The sequence below is a fragment of the Vreelandella lutescens genome (assembly GCF_014640815.1).
Taxonomy (GTDB): domain Bacteria; phylum Pseudomonadota; class Gammaproteobacteria; order Pseudomonadales; family Halomonadaceae; genus Vreelandella; species Vreelandella lutescens.
Window position 1 is genome coordinate 510,979 of record NZ_BMHM01000004.1, and the last position, 16,996, is coordinate 527,974.

Genomic DNA, 16,996 nt, shown 5'->3' on the forward strand with positions numbered 1-16,996 from the left:
TGCGTCCCCCTTTAACCCATGATCAGGTTCGGTAGCCATAGCGCAATCCCAGGAAACAGGCAGAGCAGCAGAATGCCCAGCACCATGCACAGCGCATAGGGTAGGCTGCCCATCAAAATATCCCGCAGCGAGATATCCGGCGCGATGCCTTTGATGATGAACAGGTTAAGCCCCACCGGCGGCGTGATCAGGCCAATTTCCAAGTTGATGGTGAGAATGACCGCGAACCAGTAGGGGTCGAAGTCCGCCGCCAAAATAATCGGCAGCAAGATAGGCGCGGTCATTACAATGACGGCAACAGGGGGTAGGAAGAACCCCGCCACTAACAAGAACAGGTTGATAACGCCCATCAGCACCCAGCGATTCACTTCTAAATCGGCAATGGCCGCGGCCACGGTTTGGGTGATGAACATCGACGAGAGCGCGTAGGCGAACACCTCGGCGGTGGCGATCACCAGCATGATCATCACGCTCTCCCGCAGCGAGTCGCGCATGATCAGCTTGATGGGGCCTAGCTGCCACATGCGGTAAATCACAATCGCCAGCGCCAAGCAGAGAAATGCCCCCACGCCTGCGGCTTCAGAGGGCGTCGCCACGCCGCCGTAAAGGGCAAACAGAATACCCGCAACCACACCCAAAAAGGGCAGCACTCGCACCAGCGCCTTCATGTTGCTATCGACGTTCTGCTTGATGTTCTCCTTCAGCTTTTCAGCAGAAGCCGCCAGCGGGTTGTTGTAACCACCGGCCATCTTGCAGGCAATCATGGTCCAAATCATAAACAGACCCGCGAGCATAAAGCCCGGCACCACCCCAGCAATAAACAGGCGGCCAATCGAGGTTTCGGTCGAGATACCGTAGATAATCATGGTGACCGAGGGTGGAATCAAAATCCCCAGCGTGCCGCCTGCGGCGATACAGCCCGCCGCTACGCCATCCGGGTAGCCACGGGTGCGCATTTCAGGGATGCCCATTTTGCCGATGGCGGCGCAGGTGGCGGGGGAAGAGCCCGAGAGCGCGGCGAAAATAGAGCAGGCACCGATATTAGAGACCGCGAGACCCCCGGGCAGGCGACCCATCCACAGGTCTAGTGAGCGGTAAAGATCGCGCCCGGTAGGGGAAGAGGCCACCGCCGCGCCCATCAAAATGAACATCGGGATGGCCACAAAGCCAAACTCCGCGATGCGATCAAAAAACGTTTCGCCAAAGTAGGTAAGTTCCGGCAGGCCCCGGTCGTACAGCAGCGCCAGCAGTGACACACCGCCAAGCGCGAACGCAATCGGGGTACCAATCGCCATCAGTACGATTAAACCAATGGCCACGATAATGCCAAGCGTAATGGGATCCATGATTAGCCCTCCCCACGCATAATTTCAGCGACGTACTGCAGCGAGAGCAGCGTGGCCCCCACGGCCATCGGCAAGATGGCGGGCCAGAGCGGCGGGTTCCACACCGAGCCGGTGGTCCATTCGCCGTGCAGTGCTTCAAAGACGTATACCCAAGAGGCGTAGGCCAACGCCGCGCAAAAGCAAAGGCCAAACAGCGAGGCCACTAAGCGCATGGCTTTTTGCGCCAGGCCGCCGAGGGCATCTGGCACGATGGTGATTGCCACATGGCCACCGGTCATCAGTACATAAGGGCTGCCCATCAGCATGGCCCCAGTCACGGAGAAAATCGTGAATTCGGTCTGCCAGCTTGTGCTCATGCCCAAGGCGTAGCGGATAAACACCATTTGGCAGATCACCAGAACGCCTGCCACAAACATGGCGCAAGCAAGGTATGCCGAAACGCGAGACAGCATATCCATTAAGCGGATATAGCCGCCAATAACCCCGCTGCGTACGGCAGGGGGGTGAGTAGTTGAAGTTGCCATAGTTCCCTCGTCAAGCTCAGCAAGCAGCGGACAAACGTGGCCACTCAGCGAGTGGCCAGCACGGTCAATGGGGGAGTGCCTTACTCGACGGCAAGCGCCGCGTCGATGATGGCCTGACCGTTGGGAACGTTATCGGCAAAGTTTTTGTAGGAGGTTTCGCGGGCAATCTCTAGCCAAGCGTTGTAGTCATCCTCGCTCATGCTGACCACTTCAACGCCGTTCTCTTTATATAGGTCGACCATCTGCTGATCGATGGCGGCGGCTTCTTCCGCAAAATAGACCTCGGCGGCTTCACCAGCTTCCATGAGCGCGGCTTGCTGCTCCTCGGTCAACCCTTGCCACACCTGCTCTGAGATCAGAATGGGCTCGTACATAAACCAAAGGGCAAATTCGCCAGGTTCGGTGAGACAATCTACCTGCTCGTAAAGGCGGAAAGAGATGAACGACATCGAAGAAGTGTTGGCGGCTTCCAGCACGCCGGTCTGCATGGCGGTATACACTTCGGAAGAGGGCATGGAGGAGATCGACGCGCCAGCGGCTTCCAGCATCTCTTCAAATGCGGGGCCAGCGGCGCGGATATTTTGTCCATTAATCGTTTCGGGGGAGGTAATACACTGCTCGCTGGAAGCAAAGCCGCCCGATAGCCACGCATCGGATAATACCCGTGCCCCGCCTTCCAAGATGACATCTTTAATCATCGTCATGTATTCGGAGTCATTCAGCCGCTGGGCGTGGGCCTGGTTACGCACTAACCCAGGCATCAGCGTGGCGGAGAATTCCGGATGGCGACCGCTGGCGTAATCCAGCGGTAGTGAGGTGATATCCAACCGGCCACGGGCCAGGGCACCCCACTGTTCACGGGCTTTGAACAGCGACTGGCCGGGATAGACCTCAATGGTTAGGCCCACATCCGCATCGGCGACGTGGCGTGCCATCATTTGCACCATTTCATCGCGAATATCGCCCTGGCCACCGGGGAACTGGTGTGAAGCGCGAAGGACGGTGTCAGCACTGGCGTGGGAGGCTGCAATAGCAAGGCCCAAGGCAGCAGCGGTGGGCAGTAAGAAGCGTTTCATGTGGCGTCTCCAACAGTTGTTGTTGTGTGTTTGGATTGGCGTTTTATGTTTATCAGGAGGCCTGATATATATTTCAATAGCGGTTATATATGCTAATGTCAAATTTATGCCATATTTATGTCGTAGCCTGCGGCGTTACCGAGGAGGTCAGTCATGGCGGATACGAAGCGTTCTAACGCACAGCGGCTAAGGGATTCTTTAGAGGATGACATCATCAACGGGCGGCGCGCCCCCGGCGAGCGGCTAGACCCGGAAGCCCTTGGCCAAGAGTTCAATGTATCGCGCACCCCAGTGCGTGAAGCGTTTCAACAATTGGTGGCCAGCGGGCTGGTCACGGTCTCGCCGAAGAAGGGCACGTTCGTTGCGAAGGTGGGTATCGATCAGTTAATCGAAATGTTTGAAGTGATGGCAGAGCTTGAAGGTATGTGTGGCCGTTTGGCCGCGCGGCGCATCAGCGAGCCAGAGCTGGCGGCGCTCAAAGCCGCACATCAGCGCTGCGAAGCCGCCGCCCTGGCGGGCGATACCGATGAGTACTACTACGAGAACGAAGCGTTCCATGACTGTATCTACACCGCCAGCCACAACACCTTTTTAGCCAGCGAAGCCCGCCAGCTCAAGCAGCGCCTAAAGCCTTACCGCCGCTTACAGCTGCAGGTACGCCAACGCATGCACAACTCGCTCCATGAACACCAAACGATCGTCGACGCCATCGAGCAGGGCGACGCCGCCCAGGCCCAGCAGGCGCTCTGCGACCACGTGTTGATCCAAGGCGAGCGCTTTAGCGACTTCGTTTCCAGCGTGCGCCGTATGGAAGCGCCGATGGAGAGAGCGGGCTAGCGGCCAGTAGTGTTAAAAATCCCCCGGTGCGCACTGTAGGCAGGTGAGGCCGAGTGCGCGCCACTGGGCGACCACGGCGTCACGGTCGTCCAGTACGAGCCAGGGGGCGAAGCCGTCGCTGTGCATTTGGTTCAGTAGCGCTGATTTCACCTCTTCGTCATCCACATGGTCATCGCCTTCCGGGCGTAAGTACATGGCGTCGAAGGGGATGTCATGACGGGTGAGCCATGCGTGGGTGTGCTCCCGGTGGCTGTCTGGGCGGCCGCTGCAGATGACGATCTGCTGGCCTTGGGCTTTGAGCAGTTTGACCAGCCGGGCGACGGGCTCAATCACCGGCGCGTTCGCCATGTGAGCAAAGAAAGGGTCCCACTGTTTGGCGGGGCCAAGTACCCACTCGTGGACATCGGCAGGGTGAAACTCGGCCAGTGTGCCGTCGACATCAACAATGACTGTGTTCATAAACATGTTTCCTAATGTGTTAACAAGAGTGAAGAGAGCGGGCGCGTCGCTGATGGGGCGTTTAGCGAAGGCTGCGTGATGAACCGTTCGCCCAGCAAATCACGCCAAGCGACCTCAGCATCGGCATGGAGTGAAGTAAATAGCGGTGCCACTTGGGCCGCCTGGAGCTGGTTGGCCAGGGCCACCAAGTGCGAAGCGCGTAAATGGACGTTCCAGCGCTGCCAAAGCACCTCGCCAGCGGCCAGCTGTTGGCGACGCTGTGGCGTTAAGTAGCCGGTGTGGAGCAGGCGGTGGTGCGGCCAATCGGCAGGGTTATCACCACGGTCGCTGATGAGCCAAAGCGCCGGGTGAACGGCATTGGGGCGTTTTAAAACCGCCCGGATAGCCTCGTCTAACCCTTTACGGCGAAGGTCATTGGGCAGTGCGAGTAGGGCGGCCAGGTTATCGCGAATGATCGGGTCAATCGCCCAAGGAAGGTGGCGTTGGTCCGCCTCTTCCGCCAGCCATAGCGCCATTTCCAGGGCACGCCCCGTTTCTGGTACCGGCAGCACCAACGGGTGGTCTAACGCTTTGCCAATGGCGTGGATGCACTGCGCTTGGGGCTGGTCGTAGCGGCCGTAGGAGGCATCCAGCAACGCCGTGTGTGCGGGTGGGGGCGTATCAAACGGAAACAGGCGTGATTCAAAACAAGAATCGCCGCTGTAGAAAATGCCGCCTTCTACATCGAGATGCAGCCAGACGCCGCCTAGCGAGTGGCCCGCTTGCCCGGTGGTCACCGCAATCCCTTCGACGTTAATACGACCCCGGTAGGGCAGTGGCTGCCACGCCCGTTGTGGGGGCAGCGCCTCGGCGACTAACGGCGTGCAGTAAAGCGGTATCTGCGCAGGCAGTTCCGCGACGCCGCCAATGTGGTCCACGTGGTCATGGCTAATCAATACGGCGTCTACGTCTAGCCCGCTTGCCCAGGTAATCGGCTCGCCGGGGTGCAGTGCCCCTCCGGCATCCAGCAGCAGGCGTTTGCCTTGCGCTTCCACCACGATGGCCGCCGGCCCTTTACCGCCCAGCCCGCTGAGGATCTGAATCGCGGCGCTCATTGGTCAGGCTCCAAGCACCAGCCTTCCAACAAGCGCACCGCGACGTGCTGGCCCTCGTTGAGTGCGGTGTGATGATAGGCCAGCAGCGCTTCTCCCGTGGATAAGCGCAGGTGTAGCTCATAGCGTTCACCGCGAAAGGTGAGCCGCTCAACGCGTCCGGTTAAGTTGCTGGGGTTTGTCGAGTGTGCGGGCGAGTGTGCCTCAATACGGATATGTTCAGGGCGTACCAGAACGGGCTGAGTGCGCGCCGTGAGTGGCGCGGCTAAGCCTTGCATCAGCGCTGATTCATTTAGCTGCTGGCCCGGTGCGCCGCCTGCGACCTGTAGTTGGCTGCCTTGGCCGATAAATCTAGCCACCCATTCGCTACGCGGCTCTCGGTAGAGCGTTTCAGGCGTCGCCCACTGTACCAGCGCGCCGTCACGCATCACCGCAATGCGGTCTGCCATTGCCATAGCTTCGCTTTGATCATGGGTTACATACACCATGGTGGCTTGGGTGCGGCGGTGGAAGTCGACAAAGCTGTGCTCCATAGAAGCGCGCAGGTTGCGGTCTAGATTGGCGAGCGGCTCATCGAGCAGCACCACGTCTGGGTCGGTGACCAGGCAGCGCGCGAGCGCCACCCGCTGGCGCTGACCGCCGCTGAGTTCTTGCGGCGAGCGCTGGGCGTAAGGGGTAAGCGCGACTTGCTCCAGCGCGTGGGCGACCCGGCGCTGATACTCGCTGCCCTGAACGCGGCGCAGTTTCAGCGGGTAGCCCACGTTATCGGCCACGCTCATGTGCGGCCACAGCGCGTACGACTGAAACACCATGGCCATGTTGCGCTGTTCAGGGGGCACATGGTGCTGGTCGCTGGCGAGTAGAGTGCCGTTGAGCGTGAGGGTGCCGCTGCTGATCTGCTCAAACCCCGCCAGCATCCGCAGCATGGTGGTTTTGCCGCAGCCGCTGGGGCCTAGCAGGGCCACAAACTCGCCAGGGGCAATCTCCAGCGACAGATCATCAACCGCCCGGTGATCGCCAAACTGTTTGGTCACACGATGAATAGCTAGCCCTGCCACGGCACGACTCCTTTAGGTAGACGCGGGGCCAGCAGGCTGAGCGATAGCATCAGCGAGGCGACCATGATCACCACCAGCACGGAGACTGCCGATGCCAGCACGCTCTCGCCGCCCTCGTCTAAGTTGAAAATCAGTACGCCCAGGGTTTCATTCCCGGCGCTCCAGAGCAGCGCGGAGACGGTCAGTTCATTCACTGCCAGCAAAAATACCAGCAGCCCGCCGGCAAACAGCGAGGGCGCAATCAGCGGTAAAAGAATGGTAATGAGCCGACGCCAGGGGCCTGCGCCCGCCAGCTGAGCGGCTTCTTCCAGGGAGGGATCTAGCTGGGCCAAGCTGGCGCTCACCGGCTTCAGGCAGACCACCAAAAAGCGCGCCAGATAGGCCACAAAGATCAATCCGAGCGTGCCGTAAAGCGCTAGGTTGATGAGCGGTAAGGGGCGGACAAACAGTAAAATACAGGCAATCGCCAGCACCACGCCGGGCAGCGCGTACGGCAGCTCAATAGCGCTAAGGGTGAGCTGCTGCAGGCGCGGGGGAAGGCGCTGTAAGCGGTAGGCGAGCGGAAGGCTGCATAGCATCAGTACCAGCGCGGCACCGCCCGCCAGCCAAAGACTGTTACGCACCGCCCGCCAGGTGGCCCCTTGACGGCCAATCACTTCGTGATAGGCATTGAGCGTAATGGACTCAACGCTCAGTGGCACGCCCATGGCAGGCACCAAGGAGCTCACCACCAGAGCGGCTAGCGGCGCGACCAGAATTACCAGCAGCACGCCGACCAGCAAAGCCGTCACGAGGGGGCGATAGCGGCCTAGCGAAAAATCGTGGGCGCGGCCGCTATGGCCGCCTAACCCAAAGCGGCTGCGGTTCATCCAATACTGCTGCAAGGCCACGCCTGCCAGCGCGAGGACGCCGATCAACAGAGAAAGCGCCGCCATCTCTGCCAGTACGCCGGTGCCAAAGCTGGCCATGCGCTGGTAAATCAGCGTGGGCAGCACGTAATAACCGGCGGGAATGCCCAGCATCGCGGGAATACCGAAGTTACCCAGGCTGGAGATAAACGCCATGGCGGCCCCTGCAATCAGGCCGTGGCGGGTGATGGGCAAGATAATGTGGCCCCACACCTGGGTTTGGCGCGCGCCGCTGATGCGCGCTGCTTCAATCAATTCACGTGGCAGGGACAGCAGAGACGTGCGTAGTGCCAAAAACACTAGCGGCGCACTCTGAATGCCCAGCAGCAGCGCAATGCCCTCTGCGGAGTAGAGCGGCTGCGGGCTGCCTAGTGGTGGCGCCATGCCGATGCTTTTTAACAAGGGGCTGGCGGGGCCAAACAGCTGTAGCCAGCTCAGGGCGGTGACCTGAGGCGGGATCATCATGGGCAGCATAAAGCAGAACACCAGCCACGCTTTGCCGCGGATGTCCGTCAATGTGATGACAAACGCGAACAGGCTACCCAGCACCAGCGCAATCAGCATGCCGAGGCCTGAGGTATAAAGGCTGTGCCACAGCGCGCGCCACGTTCTGGCGGCGTTGAGCACTTTCCACAGCGGCGCTTGGCTACCTTGGCCAAGGTCGCTCAGTGCCTCGATGAGTAGCCGCACACTGGGCGCGAGGCTGAGCAGTACAATGAGCAGGGTGATCAGGCTAAGCAGCCAGCGATGCTGGCTGCCAAGGTTGAGCGAAGGGGTCATGGTTAGCCGCCGAACAGATCGCTAAAGCGCTGCTTGAGCGTCTCTTCCTGCTCAAGCGCCAGCTCGATATCCACCGGCATGAGGTTGATCGTGCTGCGCTCAGGGAAGCCTTCTGGCGGCGTCACATCCGGGTGAGCAGGCAGGTAGCCCTGCTGGCTCACCAGTGCTTGCCCCTGCTGGGAGAGCACGAAGTCGACAAATTTCTGAGCGGCGTCTAGGTTCTCAGCCTCTTGCATGATGGCGACGGGCTCGGTGACGGCGCTCACGCCCTCTTCAGGGAACACAAACGCCACGGGCGAGCCTTTCTCGGCTTCGCGGATGGGTAGAAAATCCACCACGATGCCATAGGGCTTGGTGCCCGCGGCCACCGCATTGAACACGCCGCCGTTACCGCCCTGTGCTTCCGTGCGGTTGGCCTGTAGTGCCTCGTAGTACTCAAGCCCTAACGCCGGGTGTTCACCGATGGCTGCCATGTGAATCAGCGCCGCGCCGGAGTAAAGCGGGCTAGGCATGGTGACGAGGCCTTCGTACTCAGGGCCGGTCAGATCTTCCCAGCGTTGGGGCTGCTGCTCGGCACCGGTGTTGTAAACGATGCCGGTGGTGATGAGCTTGGTGCCGTAGAAGTAGCCTTCTGGGTCGTAAAGCGCTTCGTCGTAGGCGTCGCGCTCAGGGCTGAGGTAGGGCTGCAGATGGCCCTCTTGTTTCAGCGAGGTCATGGTCATGCTGTCGGCAATCAGCAGCACGTCAGGGTTGCTGACACCGGCAGCCAGCTCTGAACGCAAGCGTGTCATCAGGCGAGTGGTGCCATCGCGCACCCACTCCACTTCAATCTCTGGGTAGGCGGCTTGGAACGCATCGACCGTTTGCTGGGCGTCGCTATTGGGTTGGCTGGTGTAGAGCACCAGTTTGTCATCAGCGAGCAACGACGTGGAGAGGGCAATGCTTGCGAGAGTCACGGCGGAACACAACGAGCGCTTCAACATCGGGAAAACCTCCAGTAGGTGAACAGTCACCACACTACTGTCATCGGCTTACAACATCGTGACACTAAGCTTTCGTTTGATAGCGGTTAGCTTTCGCTAGTGGGAAATTTTTTTTCGTTTTGCCAGCAAGCACGATAAAGAGAAAGGTGGGTGCAGCATGAACGTGACAGAAAGGCGGCGTGCCGTGTTGGCCCGCGTGCGGGGAGAGGGGCGGCAAACGCTGGCGGCGCTTGCCCACCACTTTGGCGTATCCCTGCAAACCCTGCGGGGGGATATTCGCGTCTTGGCTGAGCAGGGGCTGATTCTGCGCCGCCACGGCGAGGTGATGCCTTTTCCTGATCAAGAGAATGTGGGCTACGACCAGCGCCAAATCGTCAACCAAGCGGGCAAACGGCATATTGCGCGGCAGGCGGCGTCGTTGATTTCCAATCACCAGTCGCTCTTCTTGGGGACGGGTACGACGGTAGAGCAGCTAGCCGATGCGCTGCACGATAAGCAGGGGCTGCAGATCATGACCAATAACCTGCATGCGTTGATCAAGTTATGCGCGCTGGAGTGTGAGCTGGTGGTGGCCGGAGGCCGCGTGCGTCGCCGCGATCAGGATGTGATTGGTGGCGACGCCTGGCGCTTTTTTCAGCGCTATCGCGTAGATGTCGGCATTGTCTCTGTGGGCGGTATGGATAGCCACGGCCAGCTCTACGACTATAACGACGACGAAGTCATGGCCCGCGAGGCGCTGCTGGCCCACGCGGCGTACCGAATTTTAGTGCTGGATAAAACCAAGTTCGACCTGCCGCTGCGCTGCGCCGCCGGTTCACTGGCGGATTATCACGCAGTGATTACCGATAGCCCCTTATCGGACAAGCTGAGAAGCCCTCTAGCGGCTCAGGGGGTGCGTTTTCTAAGCTGAGACTATGTAGCGTGCAATAGCGCCACCAATCCACTGAGGGTGGTTGTATGTCAAAAAGAAGTTAGGTTAACTAACCAGGACAAGTAAGCGCTTACCTACGCATTGATGAGCGTGAGCATTGATGAGCGTTTCGTCGTTTTAGTCACGTTGTTCAGTCAGCAGAATCACGAGATGTCGATACTCAATGAGGTATGAATGACCAGTGACTCCTTAACCAGCGCCATTGAGAGTGAATTGGTGCGCTCAAAATGGCATCTGCGTTTTGCTGGCGAGTTAGAGGCACGTTTCGAGTGCGATACCCAGCCACAACGAAATCGCAATATGGTGGTTGCTGGGCTTATTTCGGCGCTGATTTACTGCCTGTTTCTTGTGAACGATTTCAGTTTTCGTCCTGATGCGTTCATGACCTCAGTGCTATTACGCATCGGCGTCATGCTGCCGATTGGCCTGCCCATACTGTGGGTGGTATATCGCGGGGCTTATGGGGCGCTACGAGAAACGCTGATGGCGAGCACAGTGGTAGTCGCCATGATAGTTTCATGCGTTATTTTTATCTCATCGCAAGCGCCTTACTCCTATTTAGATATCTTCTCGTTTGGCCTGATTTTAGTCGTTGGCAACGTGCTCTACTCGCTTCGCTTTCAGTATGCGCTGGCCTCGTCCCTGATGAGCGTGGCCATCATGGTGTACTTCGTCGTGGGCTATGAACCGATGCCCATTGAGGTCAAGCGGCTGGCAATTTTTACCATCATCGCTAAAGCGATCTTTACGCTGATCGCCAACTACCGGCTGGAAGCCAGCGAGCGCAAAGCCTACCTGTTGCTGCTGCGGGAGACCCACCGAGCGGGCCATGCGCTGCGCAGTAACGCGGAGCTCTCTAAACTGTCATTAACTGACTCCTTGACGGAGTTAGCCAACCGTCGCCAGTTTGATGCCCTGTTTAATCACTACTGGCAGCAAGCGGTGGAGCATCGCTCCAACATTGGGTTAATTGTGATCGATATTGACTGTTTCAAAGCGTACAACGATTACTACGGCCATTTGCAGGGTGACCACTGCTTAAAGCAGGTAGCGGCCACCCTACAAGCCAATGCTAGCAACGCTTGTGTGGTGGCGCGCTTTGGCGGTGAAGAGTTTGTGGTGCTGAGTATCGGGCAGTCGCATGAGGCCGTGCTGGAACATGCTGAGCAACTGAGACAAGCAGTGGAAACGCTAGAATTGCCACACCATGGTGGCACTGAACGGGCCTGCGTCACTATTAGTGCGGGCGTGGCTGTTCTTCGACCTAAGCCGGGCGTTAACGCCCCTCAGCTGTTTAGGGCCGCCGATCAGGCGCTTTACGAGGCCAAGCGCCAAGGGCGTAATCGTGTGGTGATGATTAATTCGCTGGATGCGCTGAGCGGCGATGGCTTAGGTATATCAATACAATAGCCAGCAGCAGGAGCACCATCGCCACGTAGCGTGACCCATCCAACGCACGTTCGGCGTTATTGAGCCAGCCAAAGTGATCAATTAATAAGCTCATTAGGAGCTGGCCGGAAATCACCGAGACCGTTGCTGCCGCCGTACCAACACGGGGCACTGCAAACACAATCGCCAGCATATATACCACGCCAAACAGCGCGCCGGTCAGCTGCCACTTGGGCACGCTAAACAGAGTCGCTTCATGCTGCGGTTCAAAAAACAGCACCAGTAAAAAGGTCAGCACGGCACCCACGGCAAAGGTCAGCCAAGCGCTTTCCAGTACGCCGGTATGCGCGCCTAAGCGGCCATTGATTGATGATTGAGCGGCCAAGACCGCGCCCCCTGCGAGCAGTAGGGCAAATACGATGGGTAAAAGCATGGTGTCTCTCCTGTTACATCAACCAAAGCGCGGCAAGAATCATGGCAAGGGCCCCTAAACGGTAGCCATCCACTTGGCGACGTTCGCTGCCGAGCCAGCCAAAATGGTCAATGGCTAAGCTGGCCGCTACCTGGCCGCATAAAATGCCGACCATGGTCATGCCGACCCCCACCAGTGGAGTGGCCAACGTTAATACGATGACGTACATCGGCCCCATCACTCCGCCGGTTAACAACCAGCGCGGCTGTTTGAACAGCGCGCCCAACTTGCGCTTGGGCGAAAACAGCAGCGCCAGTGACAGCAGCAGCGCCCCGACCATAAAAATGGAGAGCGTGGCGGAAAGGTGACCCACCTGCTCGCCAAGCGGCCCTAACAGCCCCGCTTCCACCGACAATCCCATACCGGCGATCAGTACGCCCAGCAGAATCAGTGCGTGTTGCATGTGTTGCTCCCCTCTTATGAAGAGGCAGCACTCTAAAGAGGAAGCCTTGTTGCTACAATGCGCTAAAAAGGCAAAGGACTATTGCATTTTGGACAACTCGGTTCGACTCCTAGCGCTGCGGCTGTTTGTGCGCGTGGCCGCCAGCGGCAGCTTTTCGGAAGCGGCGCGTTATTACGGGCTGCCGACCTCTTCAGCGTCTCGGCACATCGCCACTTTAGAGCGGGCGCTGGGCCAGCGCTTGCTCTATCGCCATACGCGAGCGGTACGGCTGACTGAAGCAGGCGAGCGCTATTTTCACGAAGTGCGCGATGCGCTGGCGCGACTAGACCTAGCCACTGAACAGGTGATGGGCGGCGCGCAGCATCCCCAAGGCGTGCTGCGCATCAACGCGCCTGTAGCTTTCGGGCGGCGTCATATCGCGCCGCACTTGGCGCGGTTTCAGCAGCAGTACCCGAATATTCAGGTGGACTTAACGCTGGAGGATCGCTTTATCGACCCGGTACAAGAGGGGGCCGACGTGGTGATTCGCGTGGGGGCACTCGCAGATTCAAGCTTGGTGGCCCGCGGCATCGCCCGGCAGCGTTTTATCGTCTGCGCGTCGCCGGATTATCTGGCAACACACGGCTCACCCGCTTCGCCACAGGAACTCAGCCAGCATAACTGCCTGCTGTATAAAGGCAGCAAGGGAACGCAACTATGGTACTTCCAGGAACGCCACGCACCTCGGGCGGTGCGATACGCATTGTCGGGGAATTTGGTCGCTAATAATGCTGAAAGCCTAGTGGAAGCGGCGATGGCGGGGCAGGGCGTGGTGATGTTTCCCTCGTGGCTACTCTTTGAGCCACTGCGTCAGCAAACGTTGGTGCCGTTACTGACGCAGTGGGAAGCCTCTGAGGATGGCTATCTGGACAACATCTACGCCATTTATCCTGAAAACCGCCTGCGCTCGTCGAAGGTATCCGTTTTTATGGCCTATCTAGAGAGCACGATTGGCGACGTTCCCTACTGGGATGGCGCTTGACGTAGGCCGCAGCGGGTGGCAAAAGCCACCCGCTGCGAGGCGTTACACCGCTTTCGCCCGAGGGAGGGCGCGCGCTTTTTCAGCTACGGGGAGTCGGTAAACATTGTTGCTGGGTTGAGGAAGCGCGGGCGTGGGAGCCATCGCATTCGTGACCGGCATAAAGGCATGCGCGCTGTGGGCCAGATGACCGACTTCGCGCGAGAGTACGTCGACAGCATTCAGGTAAGCATCCATGCTGGCGGCGCTCTCTTGGGTGCCTCGGTCGATCTGCGAAATGGCCTGACTGATCTGCGCGATGCCCTCGCTCTGCTCCCGAGCGGCCGCACGGATCTCCTCCATCAAGTCGTTCACGTTATGGCTTGCTTGGCGAATGCGCCCCATGGCATCTCCTGCCGAGCCTGCTTTATGCTGCCCGGCTTCAATGCGCTGGCGGCCGGTCTCGATCAGCGTTTGCACTTGATGGGCGGCTTCAGCGGATTGGCGAGCCAAGCGGCGTACCTCTTCAGCGACCACCGCAAAGCCTCGGCCATGCTCACCGGCTCGGGCCGCTTCTACGGAAGCATTCAGCGCCAAGATGTTGGTTTGGAAGGCAATGTTATCGATCGTTTTGACAATGCCCGCCATGTCTTGAGAGGTAGCGGTGATGCCCTCCATCGCATCGGCCAGTTCACGCATAATCGCCACTGCGTTGTCGACTTCGCTGACGTTACCCACCGAGGCTTGGCTGGCAAGCTGGGCGTTATCCGAACTTTGGCGCACGGTAGAGGCGATTTGCTCGGCGCTGGCGGCGGTTTGCTGCACGGCAGACGCTTGCTGGTCGACTCGGTTGCCCATGGCTTGGTTATGGCGGGAAAGCTCTTCCACCGAGGGCATGACTTGTGCAATTCGCTGATCCAGGTCGCCAATCAGCGCGTCCAGCGAGCGGCGCATGAAGTTCATGGTCGCCAGTGTGTTATCCATGGCGGCATTGCCCACGGTTGGCACCTGCGCATTCAAGTCACCGGCGGCGATTTGCAGTGCGAAGTCGTTGGCTTTGTGTAGGAATCGACGAAGCCGACGCGCCTGACGCCACTGATAAGCGCTGAGCAGCAAGCCAGTGGCAAGGATCATCGCGAGCAGCGGGGCGAGCAAACCGCTTGCCACCTGGCTGCCCAGCCACCAAGCGCTGGCCTGCATGAGCACGCCAGTGGCTGCCAAGGTGAACAGCACGCCGGAGACGTTGGCGAGCCGGGGTGCCCACCAGGATGCACTGAACAACCGCTTTAGCGGGTTACGGGCCATGACTTCGCCATGTTTGACCGTAAAGCGCCCTTGGTTTTCACGGATATCGCGGTAGATATGCTCGGCGTTCTCGACTTCTGCCTGGGAGGGTTTGACGCGGATCGACACAAATCCGGTCACTTGGTTATTTTCCCGAATGGGCACCACGTTAGCCCGCACCCAGTAATGGTCGCCGTTTTTCCGCCGGTTCTTCACCAGGCCGCTCCAGTACTGGCCTGCTTTTAAGTCGCTCCACATATCGGCAAACACGGGAGCGGGCATGTCCGGGTGGCGCACCATATTGTGGGGCGATCCCACCAATTCTTCATACTCGAAGCCGCTGATCTCGACGAAGCGGTGATTCGCGTAGGCGATATAGCTGCTGTTATCGGTTTTAGAAATCAGCACATCATCTTCGCGCAGAGGGTGTTCCACCTGGGTCACTGAGCCGTTGTTTTTCATGATGGAGTACCTGATTGGTTTGGTCAGGTATTACTATAAATCTGCTACAAGAGTTATCCATAGGCGTTGCATTGTTTAACATTTCCCTCGTTCTGAGGCTTGACGTGGCCAGAGGTAGCGGTGAATTTGACAACCACTTCTGGGTATGACAAACACACATCCATTTCAGGTGGGGGATAAAGCGTGACAGACGAGCAGAGCTATCAAGCGTTGGAAGTGGATACCCTTGGCCAGCGGCTAGGCGGTGTGGAGGCAGTCGCCAGCCGCGTGGGTGGCAACCCCGCCGAGTGGCAAATTCGTGAGGTGGGCGATGGCAACCTCAATCTGGTGTTTATCGTGACGGGCAGTATTGGCAGCGTGGTGGTCAAGCAGGCGCTGCCCTATGTGCGCATGGTAGGCGAGAGCTGGCCGCTGCCGCTCTATCGCGCGCATTTTGAATATTACGCACTGGTGCGCCAGGCCACGCGGGCGCCCGGCGTGGCCCCCGAGGTGTACTACTTCGATAAGCCCCAGGCGCTGATCGTGATGGAGTACCTGCACCCCCATGTGATTCTGCGGCGTAAGCTGATCAGCGGCGAACGGGTGGCGGAGCTGGGCGCTACTCTGGGTGAGTTTTGCGCGCGCACGGCGTTTCGGGGCTCTGAACTCTCCATGGCAAGCCCGGATAAGAAAGCCGATGTCGGGCTGTTCTCCGGTAACGTGGCGATTCCTGCAATCACCGAATCCTTGGTGTTTACCGACCCTTACTACGGCGCGGAGATGAACCGCCACACGCCCGAGCTATCGCCCGTGGTGGACGAGCTGCGCCGCAACGCCCGCCTGAAAGCCAAGGTGCAGCGGCTGTTGATGAAGTTCACCGCCAACACCGAGACCATGCTGCACGGCGACCTGCACTCCGGCTCCATCATGGCAACCGACACCAGCGTGCGCGTCATCGACCCCGAGTTTTCCCAGTACGGCCCGATGGCGTTCGACTTGGGCATGGCGGCAGCCAACTTCTTCATGGCCTACTTTAGCCAGCCCGCCCACCGTAAAGAAGGTGACCTGGAGGAGTATCAAGCGTGGATTTTAGAAGTGATTACCGATTGCTTTACCCGCTTCGATGAGGAGTTTCGCCACCTCTGGCAAACCGAACGCACCGGTATTCTGTTCCCCAGAGCGCTGTTCGAAGAGCAGGGCAACAGCGCAGACGACGCCTGCGACGCGCTGCTTGAAGAGATCCGTGAAGATGCGCTGGCCTACTGCGGCATCGAAATGCACCGCCGCGTACTATCGCTGGCCCACAACGCCGACTTTGAAGAGATCGAAGACCCCGCCTTACGCGCCAAACTGGAAGCACGCAACGTGCTGATGGGCCAAGCGCTGATCATGGAGCCGGAAGCTTACTGTGATCTCAATGCGCTGGTGGCGTTAGCCAAGGCCTACAATCAAAAATCAGTGTTGTAAGCACTATAGGTGGCACCTTCGGCACGCCTGGCGGCGTGCTTCGCGGGTGCGCTCCGCTTACGCCGCGCTACGAGTGGCCATCTTGAGTTCGGCGAAGCCCCGTAGCGCGGCGTAACGAATCTTGCGAGGCACGAGCAAATGAGGCACCCGCGAGGGCGGCGGCAGCCGCCTTGATCTGGCCACTGTGAAGGAGCATCTCTCGGTGGCGATTTCGGCACGCCTAGCGGCGTGCTTCGCGGGTGCGCTCCGCTTACGCCGCGCTACGAGTGGCCATCTTGAGTTCGGCGAAGCCCCGTAGCGCGGCGTAACGAATCTTGCGAGGCACGAGCAAATGAGGCACCCGCGAGGGCGGCGGCAGCCGCCTGGATGGAGCCAGCGTGAAGGATCATCTTTTGGTGGCGTTTTCGGCACGCCTGGCGGCGTGCTTCGCGGGTGCGCTATCGCTTACACCGCGCTACGAATACCCAGCCTTGAGTTCGGCGAAATCTTGTAGCGCGGCGTAACGAATCTTGCTCGGCACGAGCAAATGAGGCACCCGCGAGGGCGGCGG

Annotated in this window: 16 protein-coding genes; 5 read left to right on the top strand and 11 right to left on the bottom strand. The window is 59.2% G+C overall.

Annotated features, from left to right (window positions below; translation table 11 throughout):
- Positions 1–11 precede the first annotated feature (11 nt).
- The 3 genes from IEW65_RS13000 to dctP form a co-directional block, all read right to left on the bottom strand.
- Positions 12–1,346: a TRAP transporter large permease gene (locus IEW65_RS13000; RefSeq protein WP_188639885.1), complete on the bottom strand. Its 1,335-nt coding sequence runs from the start codon at positions 1,344–1,346 to the stop codon at positions 12–14.
- A 2-nt stretch (positions 1,347–1,348) separates the two neighbouring features.
- Entirely contained in the window at positions 1,349–1,870 is a 522-nt protein-coding gene (locus IEW65_RS13005; RefSeq protein ID WP_188639886.1) for a TRAP transporter small permease subunit, read from the bottom strand.
- Between the two features lie 80 nt (positions 1,871–1,950).
- Complete coding sequence (dctP, locus tag IEW65_RS13010; protein WP_188639887.1) at positions 1,951–2,946, bottom strand: TRAP transporter substrate-binding protein DctP; 996 nt, start codon at positions 2,944–2,946, stop codon at positions 1,951–1,953.
- A 153-nt stretch (positions 2,947–3,099) separates the two neighbouring features.
- Here dctP and IEW65_RS13015 point away from each other — a divergent pair, with 153 nt between their 5' ends.
- Entirely contained in the window at positions 3,100–3,783 is a 684-nt protein-coding gene (locus IEW65_RS13015; RefSeq protein WP_188639888.1) for a GntR family transcriptional regulator, read from the top strand.
- A 12-nt stretch (positions 3,784–3,795) separates the two neighbouring features.
- Here IEW65_RS13015 and IEW65_RS13020 read toward each other — a convergent pair whose 3' ends face one another.
- The 5 genes from IEW65_RS13020 to IEW65_RS13040 are packed head-to-tail and all read right to left on the bottom strand — an operon-like array spanning position 3,796 to position 9,062.
- On the bottom strand, positions 3,796–4,242 hold the full coding sequence (locus IEW65_RS13020) for a phosphatase domain-containing protein (protein ID WP_188639889.1): 447 nt from the start codon (positions 4,240–4,242) through the stop codon (positions 3,796–3,798).
- Between the two features lie 11 nt (positions 4,243–4,253).
- Positions 4,254–5,336, bottom strand: coding sequence for an MBL fold metallo-hydrolase (locus IEW65_RS13025; RefSeq protein WP_188639890.1), 1,083 nt, complete (start codon positions 5,334–5,336; stop codon positions 4,254–4,256).
- On the bottom strand, positions 5,333–6,391 hold the full coding sequence (locus IEW65_RS13030; protein WP_188639891.1) for an ABC transporter ATP-binding protein: 1,059 nt from the start codon (positions 6,389–6,391) through the stop codon (positions 5,333–5,335). Before IEW65_RS13030 ends, IEW65_RS13025 begins: the two co-directional genes overlap by 4 nt.
- Positions 6,379–8,079, bottom strand: coding sequence for an ABC transporter permease (locus tag IEW65_RS13035; RefSeq protein WP_188639892.1), 1,701 nt, complete (start codon positions 8,077–8,079; stop codon positions 6,379–6,381). Before IEW65_RS13035 ends, IEW65_RS13030 begins: the two co-directional genes overlap by 13 nt.
- A 2-nt stretch (positions 8,080–8,081) precedes the next feature.
- A complete protein-coding gene (locus IEW65_RS13040; protein ID WP_188639893.1) occupies positions 8,082–9,062 on the bottom strand; it encodes an ABC transporter substrate-binding protein in 981 nt (326 codons plus the stop codon).
- A 157-nt stretch (positions 9,063–9,219) separates the two neighbouring features.
- Between IEW65_RS13040 and IEW65_RS13045 the strand changes: the two genes are divergently transcribed.
- Entirely contained in the window at positions 9,220–9,972 is a 753-nt protein-coding gene (locus IEW65_RS13045; RefSeq protein WP_188639894.1) for a DeoR/GlpR family DNA-binding transcription regulator, read from the top strand.
- A 195-nt stretch (positions 9,973–10,167) separates the two neighbouring features.
- A complete protein-coding gene (locus IEW65_RS13050) occupies positions 10,168–11,403 on the top strand; it encodes a GGDEF domain-containing protein (protein WP_188639895.1) in 1,236 nt (411 codons plus the stop codon).
- On the opposite strand, the gene IEW65_RS13055 is transcribed toward IEW65_RS13050, so the two are convergent.
- Together IEW65_RS13055 and IEW65_RS13060 are read right to left on the bottom strand one after the other, a co-directional pair.
- Entirely contained in the window at positions 11,351–11,815 is a 465-nt protein-coding gene (locus IEW65_RS13055; RefSeq protein WP_188639896.1) for a DMT family transporter, read from the bottom strand. The genes IEW65_RS13050 and IEW65_RS13055 overlap by 53 nt on opposite strands.
- Positions 11,816–11,828: 13 nt before the next feature.
- Positions 11,829–12,257, bottom strand: a complete 429-nt coding sequence (locus tag IEW65_RS13060; protein WP_188639897.1) for a DMT family transporter — start codon at positions 12,255–12,257, stop codon at positions 11,829–11,831.
- A gap of 88 nt (positions 12,258–12,345) precedes the next feature.
- On the opposite strand from IEW65_RS13060, the gene IEW65_RS13065 reads away from it, so the two are divergent.
- Complete coding sequence (locus IEW65_RS13065; RefSeq protein ID WP_188639898.1) at positions 12,346–13,278, top strand: LysR family transcriptional regulator; 933 nt, start codon at positions 12,346–12,348, stop codon at positions 13,276–13,278.
- Between the two features lie 42 nt (positions 13,279–13,320).
- Here the strand turns inward: IEW65_RS13065 and IEW65_RS13070 are convergent, their stop codons facing one another.
- Positions 13,321–15,000 (bottom strand): methyl-accepting chemotaxis protein, encoded by a 1,680-nt coding sequence (locus IEW65_RS13070; protein ID WP_188639899.1) that lies wholly within the window; start codon positions 14,998–15,000, stop codon positions 13,321–13,323.
- 183 nt (positions 15,001–15,183) lie between these two features.
- Here IEW65_RS13070 and mtnK point away from each other — a divergent pair, with 183 nt between their 5' ends.
- Positions 15,184–16,446 carry an S-methyl-5-thioribose kinase gene (gene mtnK / locus IEW65_RS13075; RefSeq protein WP_188639900.1) on the top strand — a complete coding sequence of 421 codons (1,263 nt, stop codon included), beginning with the start codon at positions 15,184–15,186 and terminating at the stop codon, positions 16,444–16,446.
- The last annotated feature ends 550 nt before the right edge of the window (positions 16,447–16,996 follow it).

Excerpts from the sequence above, each read along its gene's own strand:
- IEW65_RS13055 (WP_188639896.1), bottom strand. The coding sequence starts at position 11,815 with ATGCTTTTACCCATCGTATTTGCCCTACTGCTCGCAGGGGGCGCGGTC.
- dctP (WP_188639887.1), bottom strand. The coding sequence starts at position 2,946 with ATGAAACGCTTCTTACTGCCCACCGCTGCTGCCTTGGGCCTTGCTATT.
- IEW65_RS13070 (WP_188639899.1), bottom strand. The coding sequence starts at position 15,000 with ATGAAAAACAACGGCTCAGTGACCCAGGTGGAACACCCTCTGCGCGAA.
- IEW65_RS13060 (WP_188639897.1), bottom strand. The coding sequence starts at position 12,257 with ATGCAACACGCACTGATTCTGCTGGGCGTACTGATCGCCGGTATGGGA.
- IEW65_RS13050 (WP_188639895.1), top strand. The coding sequence starts at position 10,168 with ATGACCAGTGACTCCTTAACCAGCGCCATTGAGAGTGAATTGGTGCGC.
- IEW65_RS13025 (WP_188639890.1), bottom strand. The coding sequence starts at position 5,336 with ATGAGCGCCGCGATTCAGATCCTCAGCGGGCTGGGCGGTAAAGGGCCG.
- IEW65_RS13040 (WP_188639893.1), bottom strand. The coding sequence starts at position 9,062 with ATGTTGAAGCGCTCGTTGTGTTCCGCCGTGACTCTCGCAAGCATTGCC.
- IEW65_RS13015 (WP_188639888.1), top strand. The coding sequence starts at position 3,100 with ATGGCGGATACGAAGCGTTCTAACGCACAGCGGCTAAGGGATTCTTTA.
- IEW65_RS13045 (WP_188639894.1), top strand. The coding sequence starts at position 9,220 with ATGAACGTGACAGAAAGGCGGCGTGCCGTGTTGGCCCGCGTGCGGGGA.
- IEW65_RS13005 (WP_188639886.1), bottom strand. The coding sequence starts at position 1,870 with ATGGCAACTTCAACTACTCACCCCCCTGCCGTACGCAGCGGGGTTATT.
- IEW65_RS13000 (WP_188639885.1), bottom strand. The coding sequence starts at position 1,346 with ATGGATCCCATTACGCTTGGCATTATCGTGGCCATTGGTTTAATCGTA.
- IEW65_RS13020 (WP_188639889.1), bottom strand. The coding sequence starts at position 4,242 with ATGAACACAGTCATTGTTGATGTCGACGGCACACTGGCCGAGTTTCAC.
- IEW65_RS13035 (WP_188639892.1), bottom strand. The coding sequence starts at position 8,079 with ATGACCCCTTCGCTCAACCTTGGCAGCCAGCATCGCTGGCTGCTTAGC.